The following is a 17631-nucleotide window of genomic DNA, read 5'->3' on the forward strand; positions in this document are numbered from 1 at the left end:
GCAGTGTTACAAGTCGGTCGGTCACATTGCCCCCAGGCGCTTATCGCTTTTGCCGGTATTCCTCGGCGCTGGCCAGCGCCATCACACGGACGCCCTGGCTGATATCCGGCCACTGGGCCGTTGGGATCTGCAGAAGCCGACACGCGGCTTCAATCTCTGTTGCGGTGATGCCGGCGTAAGACGCGCCGCCGAGGCCGACGATCCAGTTGGGCTGGCAGCGACCGAACACTTCAACGGTCGACCAGTTGTCTTCCAAAACTTCGACTTCGATGACCTGGTCTTCTGCCTGGTCTTCGTCACTGCCGTCGCGTGGCCGGAGAAAGTCCGCCGTGCTGGTGCCGGGATCGGGCAACTCGTCATCCCGATCTCCGTCACCAGCACGTGGACCCTTCCCACCGGAGATCAGCGCCCGCGCGACGGCCTGGAGTTTTTTACGCGCGCGTCGCCGTACTGTTCGAAGTAGTCCTGCAGGATCGCGCCGATCAGGTAGACCGACCACACACCGGTCTTCACTTCGCGCAGCGCGTCGTCGCCGGTGATCGGCTGACCTTCTTCGTTGCCGAGGCCGCCCACTTCGGTCAGCAGCTCGTCCACGTACTCCTGATCGGTGTAACCGCGCTCGGACAGATCAGCCAGTTCGTCCTTGGTCTTGATCTTGGCCTTGTATGTGATGGTGCCTTCGTTGAAGGCGTTGGGATTCTCGGTGGGCAGCCGGACCTTGACGGACCGGGTCACCTCGGCGGTTTTCTTGAGCTTGAGCATGGAATGTCCTTTGGGAAGGGGTTTCGGTAGAGCCATGCCAAGATGCCTTCGCGCGCGCGCGGCTTGGGACTAACGCGCGTTAGTGACGCCCAAAGAAAAGCCCCGCACATGGCGGGGCTGAAGTACCTCGGGGAAAGATCGATCGATCAGGGCGTGGCGTCGCCGAACTCGATGTAGAACTCGTCGCCACCCGCGCTGCTCGGGATGCAGCGGCCGCTCAGCTCCCAGCCGTAGTCGCCGTCGATGTCAACCTCGTTGATCTGCTCGATCTGGCCACGCACGCCCAGCTCGCTGTAGATGTTCGCTGCCTGTGTCAGGCGCAGCGAGGCGGTCAGCAGCGTGCCGGCGTCGCGCACGGCCCACGGGTCGAAGTCAGCCAGCGAGGTCTTGGCCACCCGCAGCGTCCAGGTCGGCTGACGGCTGGTGATGCCGGTTTCCTTGTGCTCGGTGTATTCCTTCTGCTGGATCTGGTTGCCGAAGTCCACGGCCAGCGACTTGGCCCACACGTTGAGTGGAGCGCCCGCCACACCACCGGGCAGGGTGGTGATCGTCGTGACCGTGTTGTCGGCACGCGCCACGACCGGCACCGTCTCCGGCAGCACGATGGCCGGGAGCGCGGCTTCTTCCACGTCGGTGTAGTCGCCCTGGATGCGGACGTTGCCACGGAAGCGGTTGCCCACTTCCAAGATCAGGCCGGTGATGTTGTGGCGCGCGGCCTGCACTTTCTTGAGCAGGCCCGCATGCCACCAGTAATCGTCGCTGATCGCGATGGCGCTGCTGATCGGGTTGTAGCGCGTGGTCTTGGCCACCGCGTTCTTGACGGCCGTCATGCCGGCAGGCAGCAGCAGTACGCCGCAGTCCGCATCGCTTGTGGCGGCCGCACCAGGCGTGGCCGGCGGGTACAGCTCGAACTCGCCTTCGATGAAGGCCCGCTTGGCACCGACGGCGAACGGCGTACCGCCGAAGAACGGACGGTCCACCTCGCGTTCGATGGGATCGAACTCGGTGCCGGACTGGCCGTTGAAGAGCATCACACCGTTGCTGGCGGGAAGCGGGACGACGGGAACGCCAGGCGTGCCGCCCGCGCGCAGGGCGACCGCCAAGCCGCGCTTGGTGAACTGTTCGAGTTGAGGCTGGGCCATAGCGGTTACTTCCTGGTGGAGGTCTTGCGGTGAGTGGTGTCCGGCACGCTGTCAGCGGCGGCCGTCGTTTCAGCTGCAGCCACCGGCTTGGCCGGCGCTGCAGGCTTGTCGTCTTCGTTGACCAGCTTCCCGTCGATGACGCGCCATGCGCCGTGGCTGGTGGGAGTCGGATGCGGTTGGGTCATGGCTGTACCTGGTGTTGGATTCGATAGCCGGAGCGATAGATCTGCTGGCTGACCAGCCAGCCGCCGTCGTAGTACTCGTCGCGCCCTGCCTGGAAGCTCAGCTCCTGGAACGCATCACCTGGCGCCCAGCCGACCAGCGCGGTGCGCGTGGCGGTGATCAGCGCATCCATCCCTTCGCGAGCGCCGGTGCCATCGCCTTCACCCTTGGCGCTGCGGAAGAACAGCACCAGCTGCAGGCTGACGGCCACGTCCTGGACGGTGATCGGTCCGGAGTACTTCACCGGGCCGCCGCGCTCCTCGGCCTGCAGGTAAGCCGCAGGCGACGTGGCGGGCTTGGCCTGCAGCGCGGTGCGAAGGTCGGCGGCATTGCCGACCTTGTTGCGCAGATCCGGCACCTTCTCGCGAAGCCGGATCATGGCCAGGTTGACGGGATACGGGCCGACGCTCACAGCGCCCCCAGCGTCTTGCGCGAGAAGATCCGTTCGTTGCTGACCACGCGCGTCGACCCGGACTCGGGGTTGTCAGGGTCGGAAGGCGTGGGCGCCAGGGGATCGTTGACGCCCAGGGAAAGCTTGCCGGCCGCAACCTGGTCGAGCGCACGTAGAGCGTCGCGGTAGTCGCGCTCGATGCGGCCGGTTTCCTCGCTGGTCTTGTCCCGCTGGCGATGCAGGTGATAGCGCGCAATCGCGCGTGCCCACACGGTCAGGATCGGGAACTGCGCAGCGCTCAGTGGCAGCGGATAACCCCGCTGCGCCAGGCGCGCGTCCACCTCGCCATCGGCCTGCACGATGAAGCGCTCGATGCTGGCCAGCGCATCCACGGACACGGCCACCTCGTCGGCGGGCCACCCGCTGGTATCGCCCTGGGCGATGACCAGGGCGAGCAGCGAGCCATCGCAGTTGTAGAGCTGCGACAGCTCGCTGAGCGCATCGGCACCATCAGCCAGTTGAGCGGGCGTGACGTACACGGCTTACTTGCCCGCCTTCTTTCCGTTGGTGGCGGCAGCCTTCGGTGCCTTCACAGGCGCGGCAGGCTTCGGGGCCGGAGCAGCAGCTGCAGGCGCCTGGTCCGGCGCGGCAGCGGTGTCCTTGCTCGCATCGTCCTTGGCGGCGTCAGCTGCGCCCTGCGCATCGGCGGCGGCCTGCAGCGCGTTGAAGCTCTCATCGGTGACGACCGGGGCGCCGTCTTCCGACTGGCCCACGATCTGGACAGACACGTCGGTGTCGCCCACCTGGACGATGGCGTCGACGGGCTGCTCGGGTGTCGCAGCAGCGAGCGCGGCTTCGGCAGCAGCCGTATCGGCGGCGTGCTGTTCGGCCGCGATGCGCTCGGCATCGGCATCCGACAGCGGCGCGATCTGCAAGTTCGGTTCCTTGGCCAGGATCACGCGCTGCTCTTCGGTGAGCTGCTCTGCGTCGACCACGCGACCCTCAAGCGGGAAGAACAGACCGCAGCGATAGAAGCCGCGCTCGGCCCTGGCTTTGATGATGACTTTCATGGTGTGCCCTCTCTTGGCGCGACCCCGGCAGGCTCACCTGCCGGGGCTCACTGCGCACTTCGTGGTGTGAGCGTTACGCCAACCAGGGCGTGGCCAGCGGGGTGGCGGTACCAGTCCACTCGTTGCCGCCGTTTTCGTCCTTGACCAGGATCTTGCGCGCGGCGCCTTCCAGCGGCGGCGGCACCACCAGCAGGTTGGGCGTGATGCCCAGCGGCCGGTTGCCGTCGGCCTTGAACGCCATCATCGCGGCACGGGCGGCGGCGTAGTTGGCGGCGGTCAGCGGCTGGTTGCTCGCATAGGCCAGCTGCCAGAAGCTGAAACCGACGTTGTTGCGCGAGTCCACGCCGAAGCGGAACTCGTTGTTCATGAAGACGCCTTCGTCGTCCAGCTTCGTCATCGAGGTCAGCACGGGCGACTTGCGGTTCTGGAACAGCACCGGCTTGATCGCGCGGGTGGTGTCCAGCAGATACCAGATCGGGTTGTTGGGACGACCGACCAGGTCGATGTCGCAATTGGCGACCGTCGCGGCCACGCCCGTGCCATCGACGTTGGGGTACACCGGGTGATCGGTGTCGAAGTAGTTCTGGCCGTCGAAGCACAGCGTGGTGTGGCCCACCTTCAACAGCGGGAACACCAGCTCATCGGGCTGCGACTTGGCGGCGCGTCCCATCTCCTGGAAGAGCGGGCTGTAGACGCCGACCTGGTCGTCCTCGATGTCGGTGCGCTTGACGCCGACGCTGGTTTCCCAGTCCTTGTTGACGATGGAATAGCCGTGCGCGGCGATGTCCTTGAGGACGCGCGCGCCGATCCACTCGCGGAACTTCGGGAACTGGCCCAGCCAGCCGTAGGTGTTGCTCTTGGTGGTGCTGGGGACTTCGCTGGCGATCTGCTGCCAGTGGGTGGGGGTGTCGGTCAGGGCCTGCTGGAACTCGCGGCGGAAGCCGACGAACAGGGCCTGGATCAGGGCGGTGCTGAGGATGGACATGTTGCGTGGTCCTTATCGATGAAGGGGCGTGGAAGAGCTGGCGCGGATTACTTGGCCAGCTCGGCCGCGTAGTCGGCTTCGGAGATGCCCAGCAGGCGGCAGGCTTCCTTCTGCTCGGCATTGAGGGCGGTGGCGTTGCCATCGGGCTTCTTCTTGCCCAGATCGCTCGGATTGGCGATGGCGGGCGCGGCGGTCACGAACGCCTTGAAGCGCTCCAGGCCGGCGGCATCGGAGCAGCTGGCACGGTGGTAGTCCTCGGTGGCGGGCGTGATCTTGCCGGCCTTGAGCGCGTCGCTGATCGCGCCATCGACGGCGGCATCGTGATCGGCCTTCACGCGTGCCTGCAGGGCGTTCTCGGCGTTGGTGGCGCGCGTCTGCAGCGTGTCGTAGTCGGCGCGCGGCACGTACCGGTCCAGGCTCGGCACCTTCTCCGTGTTGAGCGCGGTCGCGGTGTCGCGATCCTTCTTGAGCGAGTTGATGGCATTGGCCACGGCATCGTCGTCGGCCGAATCGGTCAGGCCGAGCGAGGCGACGATGGCAGCGTTGAGCAGGGTGGAGCGCATGGTGAGTTCCTCTTGGTTGAGCGCCTGCAGGTGCAGGTTCGGGGTGTTGGTCAGGCCGGCGGAGACCAGGCGCGCAATGCGCCCGGTCTTGGGGTCGTAGTCGAAGACGGGCGACAGGTAGCGGTATTCCTTGTTGGCCACCTGCTGCTCCCCGCGCGGCGTCCACTTCACGCGGCCCCACAGCGCCCCGCCGCGCACCTCGATGCGCTCGATCCAGGCGGCGGCGGGGGCCTCTTCCCCGTTCGGGGCGCGGTGCTGGGTGGCGTGCTCCCAATCGATGGGCAGCTCGATGCCCCGCTGGCCGAAGCTACCCAGCACCAGCTCGTGGGCCTGCCCGTCGAAGATCCAGGAGCGCTTGTCGCGGCCGGTCACTCGGCCGGTGCCCGGATCGGGCGCAGGGATCAGCTCGACCTCGGCGGGAGCCTGGTCGAACGCGGACAGGTCGGTATTGAGGGCAAGGCGTCGCATCCCGGCCAGTGTCGGGACGCGCTTGCGAGGGTTGGGACTAACGCGCGTTAGTGGCGCGGGAGGGGTGGCCGGCTGCGTGGCGCGGCGGGGGTGAAAGTGCCCGGAATCGGGCCGGCTGTCCAGTCGCCACCCCAGCACCCGGTCCGGACGGCGTTTGAAAGGCGTTTAAATCCGCCTGCGCGGCCCGACGGGGGGGCGCGTCGGACGGTGGGCGCCCCCCGGGGGGCTGCACGGGCCTCTCAGGGCGTTCTACGGGGTCACCCCGAAACGCCCGCCGCATCGCCCAGTTCCAGCCAGGCGATGGCCAGGCGGTCGATGCCCTCGCCATCGGCCTGGCTCAGTCCCATGAACGGGCGGGCCGGCAGGCCCGGATGGTTCACCTTGCCGCGCGGACCGGGTCCGCCTGGCCAGGTCAGCGCCTTCTTGTCCTTGGGCTTGATCGTGTACGGCTTGGTGCCCTCCTGGTGCCAGCGGGCCTGCCTGGCGTGCGCCGACAGCTCGACCCAGTCGGCGCCGGAGCTGGGCGAGATGTCGTCGCGCATGCGCCGCGTGTCGCTGAGCGGGGTGCGTCCGCTGCCATCGGCCAGCGGCACCCAGGCAATCCCGTCCGGTCCGGTGCCGGTATCGAAGCGACCCTGGGTGCTTTCCAGCAGCAGCTCGCCCACGTCGGCCATCAGCGGCGCCAGGCTCAGCCCGCGCTCGATCAGCTTGCCGAACCACCGCTGTACCTGGGCGTCATCAACCGCAATGATCAGGGTGTCGGTCATGGTAGATTCTCCGTCACGGGCCAGGGACTTCGCCGCCCCTGGTGTCGCGGCTCACGCCGCCATCCTTCCACGGGCTGGGCCAACACCCGACAACCCGCAGGAAGCGCCGCAGAACGTGTTGGCGTGTCTGTAGGCAAAGGCTGTCATTCGGTGGGCCTGCCCCACACCAGCAACCCTTGGCGCGAGCGCGGCTGCGGCCGAGCGCCACGGAAGAAGTCGAACGAACCCCACACGCCACCAGGCAACACCTCGGCCACCAGCGTCAGCGCCTTGCCGTCATCGGCCTGGACCACCTTCACGTAGTAGCGGCGCACGCCGACCTTGCCGGCCTCGTTGCGCGCGAAGTTCGCCCAGATCTCGAAAGGCCGTTCGATGACCTCGCGCAGCAGCGGCAGATAGCGTTCACGACCATCCAGACGCTTGGGGTTCTCCAGCCAGTGGTTGACGACCTGGTCGGTGAGCATCACCTCCGCGCCCGACGGATCGCGCAGCATCGTGGTCTTGCCATACAGCGTGGACCACGCCTGGCGCAGCTGCTCGGGATCGCGAATGGCCGCGTCGAAGGGTGTGGCCACGGTGGCGTCCACCGGCACGCGCGCGGGGCGTCCGAAGTCCAGGTGCGAGCGCGCGGGCAGTTCGGTCCAGCGAGCGTTGGCCAAGTGCGCCTGGGAAGCATCGGCGATCTGTTCGCCCTGGTCGGCGACGCCCACGTTGTAGCGCCACTCCACCGGAGGATCTCCCTCGATCTCGCTCGGCGCCTGATCGGGGCGCTTGCCGTCCGCACGCAGTCGCGCAGCGGACACGCCCACCACAGTGCAGCGGCAGCCCCACCCGTTGGGCGGATAGTGCGTGCGCCACCACGGATCATTGGTGGCGATCACCAAGCCATCCCATGCCTTGTGTGCCTCGCGCGGATTGCGGACCGTGTTGTGCTTGTAGCGCAGGTACGGGAAGCGTTTGAGCGTCTCCCAGCGTCCGGCCTGGTACGCGACGCGCAAGTTCGTGTGGTAGATCACCGACGTGCGCCAGGCGCGGCCGGCCTCGCTGCCTTCACCCGTCCATCCCGTCCAGCCGTTGCGCTTGACGATGTCATCGAAGCGCTTGCGGAAGTCGGCCAGCGTCTCGCCCTTGCTGATCGCCGCATCCACGGCCTCGCGCAGATCCGACAGCAGCGCATCGCGCGTGGCGCCGGCCACCACGAAGGCGCGCGCATGCTGACCCTGCCACAGGTCATCCCACCGACGTGTCGGCAGGTTCACCTTCTGCCGGAAGTAGCGCTCTGCCTCGGGAAAGCTGCCGAAGCGGCCGCGGATCTCAGGCACGGCTATCTTCCAGGGCATCGAACATGCCGGCGACGCCCGCCACCGCCAGCGCGTGCTGCATCACTCCGGCGAAACGATCACCGTCCATGCTGGCCAGCAGCGGCAGCAATCCATCGCGCACGGCTTCCAGCGAGTCCGCCGTATCGACCAGTTGCCGGATCTGCTCCACCCACTCCTGTACGACCGGATCGGCACTCTCGCCCAGCAACGCGGCGAGCTGGTCCTCGCGGTCGGCCATGTTGCGCTCGCGATTCTCGGCGCGCTCGGTGGTCTCTGCAGGCGTGGCCACCGGCGGCGGCGTGGCGGCAGGCGCACGCAGCAACTTCACGTCCTTGCCGGTGGCAGGGTCGGGCAAGCCCAGCTTGTCGCGGATCACCGACTGCTCGACCTCCAATCCCATCGGCACCAGCTTCTCCAGGGAGTCGACCAGCAGCTTCGTATCCTCCGGTTCCGGCACCGGCACACGCAGGATCGGATACCGCCCTGGTCCGAAGTTGAGGTCCACGAATGGGCGCACCAGGTCGCGGTTGAGCGTGTTCTCCAACGCCTTCGCATCGGCCTTGAGCAGATCGAGGCGGACATCGTTGTGCACCTTGGCCTGGCTCAGCGATGCGCCGTCGTCGGCCGTCATCGTCTGGCCGAGCACGCCCTTGCTGACCTGCTTGTCCCACCACGTGGCCAGCTTCTCGAAGAAGTCCGATGCGCCCGTGGTGTTGGGCGCGGCCTCGAAGGTGATCTTCGTGGTTTCGTGGATCACGGCCGCTGCATCGCTGCCCAGGTTCGCCACGGCCGCCATCAGCCGCGCGATGTCCTCCTCTTTGGCGCCGTTGCCGTAGGTGCCCACGCGCATCGGCAGACCGAAGATATCCGCGAAGGCCATCCAGTCCTTCCAGGTCCACGCCTTGCACATGTAGCCGACGGCCGCCAGGCGCGCCAAGCCACCACGCACTGGCAAGCCGCTGCGCAGCTTTGGCAGGTGCACGATGAACTTGTAGGGCGCCAGCGCGATGCCGTTGGCAGGGTCGGCTTCATCGAGCAACCGCAGCTGCCGGCCGGTGGCCTGGTCGAAGCGGAAGAAGCGAGGATCACGATGCTCCAGCCTGCCAGGCTTCCACACCTTGCCCGTGCGGTCCCAGATGATCTCGGCCACGGAGTAGCCCTTGCCCAGGGCATCGGTCAGGTCGAACACCATTTCGCCGAAGTCCGGCATCGCGATGACTTCGCGCACGGCGTCGGCGATCTTCACGTCCTGGGCGTCGTCGGACAGCGCGTCGACCTGGATGTCCAGGCCGGAGAGGGCCAGCTTGCGCGTGCCCAGCACCGAGGCGTAGTGCAGATCGCGCTCTTCCATTTCCTCGGCGAGCGTGAGGTAGTCATAGGCGTTGCCGGCGGCGGCGCCTTCCAGGATCGCGGCCAGGCGAGGAGGCGTCAGGCCAGCGGCCACACCCGTGTGCCACACCTGACGAATGCCCGCCATGCCGCCTGCGGAGATCTCACGATCCAGCACCTCGTACTGGATCGGCTCACCGTCCGGGCCCAGGATCTTCGACTTCACTGTGGCCATTACCAGATGCCCTCTTTGTTGCGCCAGCCGGCGCCGCGCGTGATCGCGCCGCTGCGGCCGTTGTTGGTGGGAATGATGCGGCGGTAGTCGATCACCTCGATGTCCTGCCGGCTCGCGTAGTGCATCAGCGCGATGGCGATGCCGGCGTCACCGTGACGCTGGCCACCGTCCTTACCGGTGCTGCGCTCGGGAACGCGCGCGACGCCCTTGATGACCTTGATGGAGCGAAGGTCGGTCAGCACGTCCTTGTCGCGGGGAATGGCGATGGTGTCGTCTTCGAATGCCTTCTTGAGCGGAGGCATGTGTTCGCGATACCAGGTCTCGCTGGCCATCACCAGCTCGATGCGGTTGTAGCCGAACTCCTGCGCCAGGAACTCCGACACCGCATGGCCGTTACCGCGCCCGTCGACCGCACCCTTGCGGAAACGGGGAAGGCGGGAGATCAGGAACTTCGCGATCTGTTCCTGTTGCCGGTGCGGCATGTTGCGCAGCTCCAGCAGGAACGGCACACGGCGGCGTAGTCCCTGGTCTACCTGGGACGGCACCATGACCGTCAAGTCGCCAGTGCGACCGAAGTCCTGGCCGTAGAAGCTATCGAGGTCGCTATCCAGCGCCTCCAGCAGGGGTGCCACTTCCAGGTCCAGCCACTCCTGGATGACGGCATGGCGTTCGGCATCAGGCCGCTGTTCGAAGCCCTTGGGAGCGGTATAGCGCAGCACAGGGGCCGCGAACATCCGCGCCTCGACCAGTGCGGACGACAACCAGGCGCCCGTGCCCTGCGAAGGCACCACGTCCAGCTCTTCCTCCGCTGCCGATCCGTAGAACGCGTAGACATCCGCCACCCACTTCACCTGGGCGGCTTCGTCCCACGGCACGCCTTTGCGCATGCAGACGCGACCGAACAGGCCCTGCTCGACGGCTTCCTTGAAGGTGATCCGATGCACGCTGCCCTTGCGGTTGCCGGCCCGGATCTCGTTCACCAGCTCGTTGAACGGGTTCTGGTCCCCGTCGTGGGTGCTGATCACACGCACCTTGCCACCCCAGATCAGCAGCGCCAGCGCCGCCTTGAGCAATTCATCCAGCGCGCCGTGGAAGGCCGCCTCATCGATCACCACCACGCCCTGCTTGCCGCGCAGGTTGGCCGGACGGGAGGACAGCGCCACGATGCGGAAGCCGCTGGCGAAGCGGATGGTGTAGGTCTTGATCGCCTTCTCGTCGTCGCCGTCCTTGAAGACCTCCTGGCCTTCTTCCACTTCCTCGGCGATCTCGTTGAACACGCGCGCCCACATGGCGCAGGCCTCGATGTACTCGATGGCCATGTCCATGTTGTAGCCGATGTAGTAGACGTTCATCCCGCCTGCCTGGCGGGACTTGGACGCGATCAGCACGTTGTCGGCAGCTTCGGCCCAGGTCAGGCCAACGCGTCGGCTCTTTTCGGCCACCTTGAGGTCGCTGTCATCGGCGATCCAGTCCTGCTGGTATTTGAGCAGGACTGCATCGATCTCGGCGTTGACCTGCAATGCCAGCGACGCCGGCAACTCCTGTTCCAGAAGATCGGGCGTCTTCGTTACTGCATCAGCCAGCGCAGTGCGCGACGGTGTGCCCGCGATCGCGCGCTTGGGCTTGGGCTTTTCGACAACCATGCGGACCTCCGTCAGCCGATGCCGAGGATCTTCTTGCGGAAGTCAGCCGCAGACTCGGCCGACAAGCCGCCTGACTTGACCACCTTGTCCAGGGCGCTCTGCTGCTCACGCAGCAGCGCCTGCCGGGCTTCTTCGGCCACGGCCTTGCGCACGTTCACGTCCACGCGCTTGGTGTCGATAGCGTCCTTGGCGGCACGGGCGAGCTTGCGTGCGGTCTCCACGTCCACGCCATCGGGCGATTCCTGCTTGCGCAACGCCACGTCGGTGACCAGCGTCATCACGGCATTGGTCAGCAGCGTGCTGGCCTTCTCGCCCAGGCTGTCGCCGAACTCACCCACCAGCGCTTGCGATGCGCGGTCGATGTCGCGCATGCGTGAGGTCAGCTCGGCGAAGCCGGCGCTGTAGCGATGCAGCGCGGAGCGAGACACCTCGGCTGCCGGCTCGCCGGGGAAGCGCGCCTCCAGATCCTGGATCATCTCCGACAGCGTCAGCCGGTCCTCGCGCATCAGGCGCTCGATGTAGGCTTTCTGCTCGGGAGGCAGCCGACTGATCGAGGACTTGGCGCGGCGCTTGCTGGTGGCCATTACTTCGGGCTCGGGCGGCTCACGCCAGGCACAACAGTCGCGCCATTCACCACATCGAAACCGCGCGCCGCCAGATCCGCCACCAGCACGCCCGGCACGTGTTCGCTCAGCCGCAGCAGGCCCTGCTCGCACAGCCAGTGCAGATCCGTGTTCACGTCATCCCGGCTACTCACGATGCCCAGGCCGTAGAGGCCGCTGTGCAGGATGGAGCTGTTGGTGCGGTAGCCGTTGGTCTCGCTCAGCAGCCGGAGCAACACCAGGCGCCGGTCCTCTCGCAGACGGTCGGCAAAGGTCTTGTTGTTCATCAATCGTTCTCCAGCAAGTGTTCCTGCACGGTTTGCATCAGGCGGTTGGTGGTCTGGATCTGCCCCTCGATGGACGACAGGCGTTCGTAGATGGCGCGGGTCTCGGCATGCGTGAGGTTCTGCTCCTGGTAGACCTCCAGGCGGGTCACGCGCGCGACCAGGCCCACATGCCGCCACCACAGCAGGAAGCCCAAGCCCAGGTTGACCAGGCACACCAGCAGCACCAGCACCAGCAATCCCACGATCAGGTCGCTCATCGGCGCTCCACGTCGGCAGCGCAACGCACGCAGCGCTTGGTGTGAGGCATTGCTTCGAGCCGCGCGGGCGGAATGATCTCCGCGCAGTCGAGGCAGTTGATCTCGTCGCTGCGGCGGTGCCACGCATCGGGCGGCGCCTGGTGGCGCGCCCTTGTTTGCTGGAACTGTTCCATTGCCCGTTCGTCGTCCATCACGACCTTGTCCGCTGCATCAATCACTCGGGCAATCCTTCGCCTGCACGCCTGCGGCCTTCACGGCCTGGCAGTACCAGCGCCAGGCCGTGGCCTCCCACTCGGTCACCGCCTGATCCAGACGGGACTTGGCGCTCCTGCAGTCCTGGTACTGCGCCGCTTCCTGGTCGTGCTGCTGCAGGATCGGGATCGGCCGGGCTTCGGCCAGCGTCGGAAGCGGCGGGCACGGCTGGCGAAGGTTCGCCGGAATGCTCGGCGGCGGCGGGGGTGGCAGAGGCCCTGCCGGAATTGGCTTGGTTCCAGTGGCGCACGAAGTCAGGGCCAAGATCGATGCCAGCCCAACCAGGATGTGCAGCGCGCAGCGCATCGAGCGCAGCCGCCTGTGCGCGTACCAGCTGGCGTAGGTCTTCCCGGTCATCTTCCCTCCCTTGCGATATCTCGCCCAGGCGTTGCGTCGCCTGGCGTAGTTGAGCCATCTGCGTGACGCTTTCCGCGCGGCCGGCCTGCGCCGCGTCCTGCCACGCCTTGGCGTCCATGCGCAGCTGTGCGTTTTCTTCAATGGCGGCCTGGCCTTCTTTCCACTTCCAGACCAGGCCGCCACTGACGACGGCACCCACCACGAACGCAACGAGCAGCGCCCAGCCGAACGCCGGCAGCAGGCCGGCGCCTTTCACCGCGACCAGGTCATCGAGCTTCAGCCGCATGCCGCCGTCCCCGGCCATCCGGCCGCGATGTAGGCCGGCTCCAACACCAGCAGGATGCGGCGCGGATATCCGATGTTTTCCTTGTGGGCTGCGGTGCCACGCGCACGGAAGCGCTCGACATCGCGCCAGTCGTTGGCGTTGGCTCGACCGGCCACCGTAAGGCCGCGCTCACGCAACAACCACGATTCACCGCCGTTGTACCCACGCAGCGCGAAGTTCCAGCGCGTGCATTCGGACATGCGTGCGTGCCCGATGGGCTGCACACGATCCAGCAGCCACTTGTCGTAGATGGCCGCCGCCTTGATGGCCTGCATCGGGTCCCAGGGATCGAATGCGCCCAGCTCGGCCGGAAACTGCTCGGCGATCCACTTGGCGGTAGCGGGCATGAACTGCGCCATGCCTTGGGCGCCTACGGGCGAGCGGGCGACCTTGCGCCAGCCGCTCTCCTGGTGCAGCTGCGCAGCCAGGCGTGCCGGCGAGGCGTTCACGCCCCACACGTCGCTCACCACCTGCTCCACGCGATGGCGGTACAGGGCCGAAGCCTCCGGGATCGCGACGCGTTGCTGCGCGCTGGCGTCCTGTGCGAACCCCAGGCACAGCAGCACCAGCAGCGCCACGGCGGCGACCAGCAGCCCTGCGCGGGTGTTGGACAGCCTGCTCATCCGATCAGGCCCGCACCAATGATGGCGGCAGCAATCAGCGTTGCACGCCGCGTCTGCGCCATCGTCTTCTCGATGCCGTCCAGGTAGCGCGGATCTGCACCCCGGAAGGCTGCCAGGTCGAACAGATAGCCCAGCACGAAGGCGCCGCTGATCTTGGCCATGAACCACAGGTACGCGCCGAGCTTTGCCGGGTTGAGCAACAGCACTGGCAGCAACAGCACCAGCGAAAGGACCAGCAGCAGCCAGACGAAGCCGATGCGGTCGAACAGCGTGACCACGGGTGCCAGTCGGCGCTGGATCTTGTCCAGAAGGGTTTCGTTCAAGTCGTTCTCCCGTTGAAGGTGTCGGCGGCGGCCAGGGGGACCGCCGCCGACGTTGGGGCAGGCCCGTCCACCTGCCACGGGAGCAACGATGCGCGTGCGCGCGATGGGCGCGGGACTAACGCGCGTTAGTGAGCAACAAAAAACCCCGCCGAAGCGGGGTTTGGAGTTACAGGGATGTACCTTTCTTTCTTTCCTGCTCGACCTCTAGCAGATAGAGCGTGTGGCCGAGAGAGGTATTTATCGTAACTGCTCCTCGGTCAACCTGGTGTGTAATCCCGTGATAGACCACCGACAGCTTCCCTCGCATCCACGTCGCCTCAACGCCATCGAAGGTTGCACCCATGCGGTTCTGCACAGGCACCTTCTCCTCGCTTATCGGCTTGCCGTACTTCGCGCGAAGTGCATCCATGACGACAGGGATTGCCATCGCTCCCAAGGTCTGAAACTCAACCCGTTCGACGTTTCCGTCAATCAGCTGGGCATCGACATTGATCGCGATCTGCGGCTGCGCGTCTTCCGCGAACCGGTAGTGTGCAGACTGCACTCGGCCGACCGCCGTGTCCTCCACCTTCTCGCTGAGCGTCCAGCACATGCCGTCGGCCGGCGCCTCGGGGATGCCCCAGCGGTCGCGCTGGCATTGAGGCGCGCTGGGTGGCTTGCCAAGATCAATACCGAACACGGTTTCGGTTTGCGGCGCGGCCGTCGCGCCCTGCAACAGTGCGAAAAGCGCCAGTCCTAACGTCATGCTCCTTCCCCTTCGTTGAATAGGTCGCCCTGGATCTTGCGCAAGTGCAGGGCGCGTTGCTGACGGACGATCCGCCATACGTGCTGGTCCGTGAGCTGGTACTCGCGGGCCAGGTCCTGAATGTTACCGCGCCGGGCGCGGCGGTAGATCTCGGCGTCCCGCAGCGCGGTGGCCAGGTCATCCCCGCGTGGCAGGTACCACTGCCGACCGCCGTGGAACTCCGCGATGGCCAGGGTGGCGGCACGCGCCAGGCGAAAGGCTTCCGCCTCATCCACGCCCAGTCGCTGGAACGTCGCCTCTTGGACCTCGATCAGCTGGACCAAGCCCTGCGCCCACTTCGTGGCCGGCACTGCATCAAGCGCGCCGCTGGCCAAGTCCAGGTCTGTTGGCATGCCCAGCAGATCACTCTGCGTCGTCATCGGATACTCCATATCGTTCGCGCGCCTGGCGACGCTCCTCTTTTGCCTGTTCGGGCGTGAAGTGGCCAACCCGTTGCATTTGGGCGACCCACTCCAGGTGGTTCGCGTACTTGGACTCCTTGCGCTCGTCAGCGGTCTCCTTTGGCAGGTGCTTGCCGCTGCGCGCATCGGCCTCGCGTTGACGCTCGACCGCAGCATCCGCCTTGTCGGCCAGGCCATACACCACCGCGCGCAGGTAGTTGTGCGTCTCCAGCGGGAGCGTGAGCGAGGTGCGCTGCAGCAGCATCGTCTCGATGCCCGTGGCCCATGTCAGGGCCGACGCCGGCCGGCGCACGCCGCTGCGCTCGTCCTTGCAAACGGCGCCTGTCTCCACCAGCGCCACCAGCTCCTGGACGATCTTCACCGCACGGGCCATACGAAGAGCAGTCTTTGCGGGTTTGAACAGGCCGAGATAACCGATCACCGCACGGCCCAGCTCGGGCTGCATTTCAGCCAGCAGCGCGGCGAGGCGCTTGCCGTCGTCCTCCACGAAGAAGGCGGACAGGTGAGCTTGGGCTCCGCAGTCGGGACAGGTGGCGCGCATCAGACGACCTTCTTCTCCACAAAGGCGGCGCCGACGTTGCCGGCCATGTAGAGCATCAGCACGGTCACGCTGAAATCCTTCCAGACGGGCGCATCGATCAGTCCGGCGATAAGCAGGCCCAGTGCCGCCAACTGCAGGAAGGCGGCGAGCATGAACTTTCGGCTGGCATAGCGGGTGTCGGTCATGCGTTGGTCCTCCTACTTTTCCGGTGTGCATCCACCTGCAGCGCGGCCACCAACTTGTGCAGTTGGTCGTGCCGCAGCCATTCGATGCGGGTTACGTTGAACATGCGGTCGGCCATCGCATGGGCGTAGGACCACGGGCGTCCCGCGTCAGCCAGCAGCGCTTCCACCTTCTTGAGCATGGGCACCTGATCGGTGTTTGCCGGTGCACCGGGGTAGTGCTTGCGGCGCTCTTTGCGGTCCTGCTCCTTGAAGCCAAGGCGGACCATCTCCTTGATGACGGCGTTGCGCTGGGCAGGCGTCATCTTGGCGGACGAGTCCTGCCCTCCAACGCGCCGCAGAAGACTGCGATAGGTCTCCTCATCCAGCCCCAGGGCCTTCTTGCCCAAGTGGATGCGCGCGAGCTGCGGGTCACGTTTCTTGGTCATCATCGTGTCTTGCCAATTTGGGCATCCGGCAGGCACGAGATGGCTGGGCTTCTGCTGTTGTATCCGCCCTGCATTACCCAGCAAGTCACGGCGCGATCTACGTCGTGCACAACGCGGATCTCTTGCTGGCCGTAACCTTCCTTCACGGTCGCCCTGAACGTGGCAACGTTCTGCACCTCTGGTGGCGGGGCTGGCAACGGCGCGCAGGCCGTGAGCAGCACGCAAAGCAGCAACAGACGGATCATGGCTGTGTCTCCTTGGCTACAAACCGCACCAGGTGATCGGCGCCCACGCGCACCAGACGCCACGGGAATACGTCCCCGCGCAGGTCGATGTAGTGCGCCGCACGCTGGGCTACGGCGACGGCATGCGTCTGCTCTTCTGCGTCGGTGGCGCCCGTCACCTGGGCGTACCGCAGGTCGTACACGGTGAACCCCTCGGGGTGCGGGATAGCCTTGGCGTAGCACTCGATGTCCGAGCGCACGGCTTCATCCGCGATGCGCCAGGCGTTCCAGAGGATCTGCATGCCCAGATCCTTCAACTGCTGCGACCGCGCTTCCCACTCGGCACGAGCCTCCGTCGGAGCCGGCGCTTCCTGGACGAAGATCCCCAGCGATTCGGCCATGCGCAGTTCCGATGCGGTCATCTGGTCTTTCGCGACGGTCTTCATGTCAGAGCGCTGCCAGGTCAAGGGCGATGGGGTTGTACTGGCCTTTGTCGTCGCGCTCGTAGATCCGCACATAGCTCTTGCTGCTCTCGACCTGGACCGCATCGCCGATGGCGGACATGGCGCGCTGCCACCGCTCGTCCTCGATGTCCAGGCGGCGCAGGCGCAGCACTTCCATCGTCCGGATGTTGCCGGCGGCATCCACGCGGAACGCGTCATTGATCAGCGTACGCAGCTCATCGCGGGCGTTCTCGGTCCAGTCGGTCAGGCACTCATCGATCAGCGCCTTGGCGGCCTGCAGGCGCTCATCGAACGTGATGCGGTCCTGGACGGCGCGGATGATCTTGTAGCGGCCGTCGAACGACAGCAGGGTCACATTGCCCTTCTTGCCGCCAAGCTGCACCCGGTACTGCTCGCCGCTCAACTCAATGAAGGCGGCGATGTCATCGAAGGTTCGCGTCTTGAACGCCTGCAGGAACTTCTGAACGGCTTTGGCCTGCGAGACGATCTCGCCGACCAGCTCGTCCCGCGCCAGGTCGATGGGCTTGATCTGCTTTTCGTGGATCAGCCGGCCCTTGGCGTCTTTGCGGTATCCGGCGGGGATGAGGTCTTGGATCATGGTGTGCGTCCTGTGTTGGGATTCGGGCCGCGCCGGTTGCCGCCGTGCTGCGGGTTGTCTCGC

Annotated in this window: 28 protein-coding genes; all 28 read right to left on the reverse strand. The window is 66.2% G+C overall.

Going from position 1 to position 17631, the window contains the following annotated elements:
• Positions 1-40 precede the first annotated feature (40 nt).
• The 28 genes from CYU89_RS09840 to CYU89_RS09975 all read right to left on the reverse strand — a co-directional run bounded on the left by CYU89_RS09840 (position 41) and on the right by CYU89_RS09975 (position 17568).
• Positions 41-352 (reverse strand): DUF1799 domain-containing protein, encoded by a 312-nt coding sequence (locus CYU89_RS09840; protein WP_296280547.1) that lies wholly within the window; start codon positions 350-352, stop codon positions 41-43.
• A 50-nt stretch (positions 353-402) separates the two neighbouring features.
• Positions 403-762, reverse strand: coding sequence for a hypothetical protein (locus CYU89_RS09845; protein ID WP_296280550.1), 360 nt, complete (start codon positions 760-762; stop codon positions 403-405).
• Between the two features lie 146 nt (positions 763-908).
• Positions 909-1904 carry a hypothetical protein gene (locus CYU89_RS09850; protein WP_296280551.1) on the reverse strand — a complete coding sequence of 332 codons (996 nt, stop codon included), beginning with the start codon at positions 1902-1904 and terminating at the stop codon, positions 909-911.
• A 5-nt stretch (positions 1905-1909) separates the two neighbouring features.
• Positions 1910-2089: a hypothetical protein gene (locus CYU89_RS09855; protein ID WP_296280553.1), complete on the reverse strand. Its 180-nt coding sequence runs from the start codon at positions 2087-2089 to the stop codon at positions 1910-1912.
• Complete coding sequence (locus CYU89_RS09860; protein WP_296280555.1) at positions 2086-2505, reverse strand: hypothetical protein; 420 nt, start codon at positions 2503-2505, stop codon at positions 2086-2088. Before CYU89_RS09860 ends, CYU89_RS09855 begins: the two co-directional genes overlap by 4 nt.
• A 29-nt stretch (positions 2506-2534) precedes the next feature.
• Positions 2535-3056: a DUF1320 domain-containing protein gene (locus CYU89_RS09865; RefSeq protein WP_296280556.1), complete on the reverse strand. Its 522-nt coding sequence runs from the start codon at positions 3054-3056 to the stop codon at positions 2535-2537.
• Between the two features lie 3 nt (positions 3057-3059).
• The gene (locus tag CYU89_RS09870; RefSeq protein ID WP_296280558.1) at positions 3060-3587 is read right to left on the reverse strand and encodes a hypothetical protein; all 528 of its coding nucleotides are present in this window, start codon (positions 3585-3587) and stop codon (positions 3060-3062) included.
• 73 nt (positions 3588-3660) lie between these two features.
• Positions 3661-4572: a Mu-like prophage major head subunit gpT family protein gene (locus CYU89_RS09875; RefSeq protein ID WP_296280559.1), complete on the reverse strand. Its 912-nt coding sequence runs from the start codon at positions 4570-4572 to the stop codon at positions 3661-3663.
• Positions 4573-4619: 47 nt separating this feature from the next.
• Positions 4620-5603 (reverse strand): phage protease, encoded by a 984-nt coding sequence (locus tag CYU89_RS09880; RefSeq protein WP_296280561.1) that lies wholly within the window; start codon positions 5601-5603, stop codon positions 4620-4622.
• Positions 5604-5860: 257 nt separating this feature from the next.
• Positions 5861-6370 (reverse strand): phage virion morphogenesis protein, encoded by a 510-nt coding sequence (locus CYU89_RS09885; protein WP_296280563.1) that lies wholly within the window; start codon positions 6368-6370, stop codon positions 5861-5863.
• Between the two features lie 143 nt (positions 6371-6513).
• A complete protein-coding gene (locus tag CYU89_RS09890; RefSeq protein ID WP_296280565.1) occupies positions 6514-7692 on the reverse strand; it encodes a PBECR2 nuclease fold domain-containing protein in 1179 nt (392 codons plus the stop codon).
• Positions 7685-9256 (reverse strand): DUF935 domain-containing protein, encoded by a 1572-nt coding sequence (locus CYU89_RS09895; RefSeq protein WP_296280568.1) that lies wholly within the window; start codon positions 9254-9256, stop codon positions 7685-7687. The genes CYU89_RS09890 and CYU89_RS09895 overlap by 8 nt, the downstream gene beginning before the upstream one ends.
• Positions 9256-10899 (reverse strand): hypothetical protein, encoded by a 1644-nt coding sequence (locus tag CYU89_RS09900; protein WP_296280569.1) that lies wholly within the window; start codon positions 10897-10899, stop codon positions 9256-9258. The genes CYU89_RS09895 and CYU89_RS09900 overlap by 1 nt, the downstream gene beginning before the upstream one ends.
• Before the next feature lie 11 nt (positions 10900-10910).
• Positions 10911-11483, reverse strand: a complete 573-nt coding sequence (locus CYU89_RS09905; protein WP_296280571.1) for a phage protein Gp27 family protein — start codon at positions 11481-11483, stop codon at positions 10911-10913.
• Complete coding sequence (locus CYU89_RS09910; RefSeq protein ID WP_296280573.1) at positions 11483-11788, reverse strand: ArsR family transcriptional regulator; 306 nt, start codon at positions 11786-11788, stop codon at positions 11483-11485. Before CYU89_RS09910 ends, CYU89_RS09905 begins: the two co-directional genes overlap by 1 nt.
• Entirely contained in the window at positions 11788-12045 is a 258-nt protein-coding gene (locus tag CYU89_RS09915) for a hypothetical protein (RefSeq protein WP_296280575.1), read from the reverse strand. Before CYU89_RS09915 ends, CYU89_RS09910 begins: the two co-directional genes overlap by 1 nt.
• Positions 12042-12263, reverse strand: a complete 222-nt coding sequence (locus tag CYU89_RS09920) for a TraR/DksA C4-type zinc finger protein (RefSeq protein ID WP_296280576.1) — start codon at positions 12261-12263, stop codon at positions 12042-12044. Before CYU89_RS09920 ends, CYU89_RS09915 begins: the two co-directional genes overlap by 4 nt.
• Positions 12260-12940 (reverse strand): hypothetical protein, encoded by a 681-nt coding sequence (locus CYU89_RS09925; RefSeq protein ID WP_296280578.1) that lies wholly within the window; start codon positions 12938-12940, stop codon positions 12260-12262. Before CYU89_RS09925 ends, CYU89_RS09920 begins: the two co-directional genes overlap by 4 nt.
• The gene (locus CYU89_RS09930) at positions 12931-13602 is read right to left on the reverse strand and encodes a transglycosylase SLT domain-containing protein (RefSeq protein WP_296280580.1); all 672 of its coding nucleotides are present in this window, start codon (positions 13600-13602) and stop codon (positions 12931-12933) included. The genes CYU89_RS09925 and CYU89_RS09930 overlap by 10 nt, the downstream gene beginning before the upstream one ends.
• Positions 13599-13925 (reverse strand): hypothetical protein, encoded by a 327-nt coding sequence (locus CYU89_RS09935; protein WP_296280582.1) that lies wholly within the window; start codon positions 13923-13925, stop codon positions 13599-13601. Before CYU89_RS09935 ends, CYU89_RS09930 begins: the two co-directional genes overlap by 4 nt.
• Before the next feature lie 166 nt (positions 13926-14091).
• Positions 14092-14670 (reverse strand): hypothetical protein, encoded by a 579-nt coding sequence (locus tag CYU89_RS09940; RefSeq protein WP_296280583.1) that lies wholly within the window; start codon positions 14668-14670, stop codon positions 14092-14094.
• Complete coding sequence (locus CYU89_RS09945; protein ID WP_296280584.1) at positions 14667-15089, reverse strand: Mor transcription activator family protein; 423 nt, start codon at positions 15087-15089, stop codon at positions 14667-14669. The genes CYU89_RS09940 and CYU89_RS09945 overlap by 4 nt, the downstream gene beginning before the upstream one ends.
• Complete coding sequence (locus CYU89_RS09950; protein ID WP_296280586.1) at positions 15073-15672, reverse strand: hypothetical protein; 600 nt, start codon at positions 15670-15672, stop codon at positions 15073-15075. Before CYU89_RS09950 ends, CYU89_RS09945 begins: the two co-directional genes overlap by 17 nt.
• On the reverse strand, positions 15672-15857 hold the full coding sequence (locus CYU89_RS09955) for a hypothetical protein (RefSeq protein WP_296280588.1): 186 nt from the start codon (positions 15855-15857) through the stop codon (positions 15672-15674). Before CYU89_RS09955 ends, CYU89_RS09950 begins: the two co-directional genes overlap by 1 nt.
• The gene (locus tag CYU89_RS09960; protein ID WP_296280589.1) at positions 15854-16285 is read right to left on the reverse strand and encodes a regulatory protein GemA; all 432 of its coding nucleotides are present in this window, start codon (positions 16283-16285) and stop codon (positions 15854-15856) included. The genes CYU89_RS09955 and CYU89_RS09960 overlap by 4 nt, the downstream gene beginning before the upstream one ends.
• Complete coding sequence (locus CYU89_RS09965) at positions 16282-16527, reverse strand: hypothetical protein (protein WP_296280591.1); 246 nt, start codon at positions 16525-16527, stop codon at positions 16282-16284. Before CYU89_RS09965 ends, CYU89_RS09960 begins: the two co-directional genes overlap by 4 nt.
• Positions 16524-16952, reverse strand: coding sequence for a hypothetical protein (locus tag CYU89_RS09970; protein WP_296280593.1), 429 nt, complete (start codon positions 16950-16952; stop codon positions 16524-16526). The genes CYU89_RS09965 and CYU89_RS09970 overlap by 4 nt, the downstream gene beginning before the upstream one ends.
• Before the next feature lies 1 nt (position 16953).
• Positions 16954-17568, reverse strand: coding sequence for a DUF3164 family protein (locus tag CYU89_RS09975; protein ID WP_296280596.1), 615 nt, complete (start codon positions 17566-17568; stop codon positions 16954-16956).
• Between the last annotated feature and the right edge of the window lie 63 nt (positions 17569-17631).

Source organism: Pseudoxanthomonas sp. (genome assembly GCF_002863005.1).
GTDB lineage: Bacteria > Pseudomonadota > Gammaproteobacteria > Xanthomonadales > Xanthomonadaceae > Pseudoxanthomonas_A.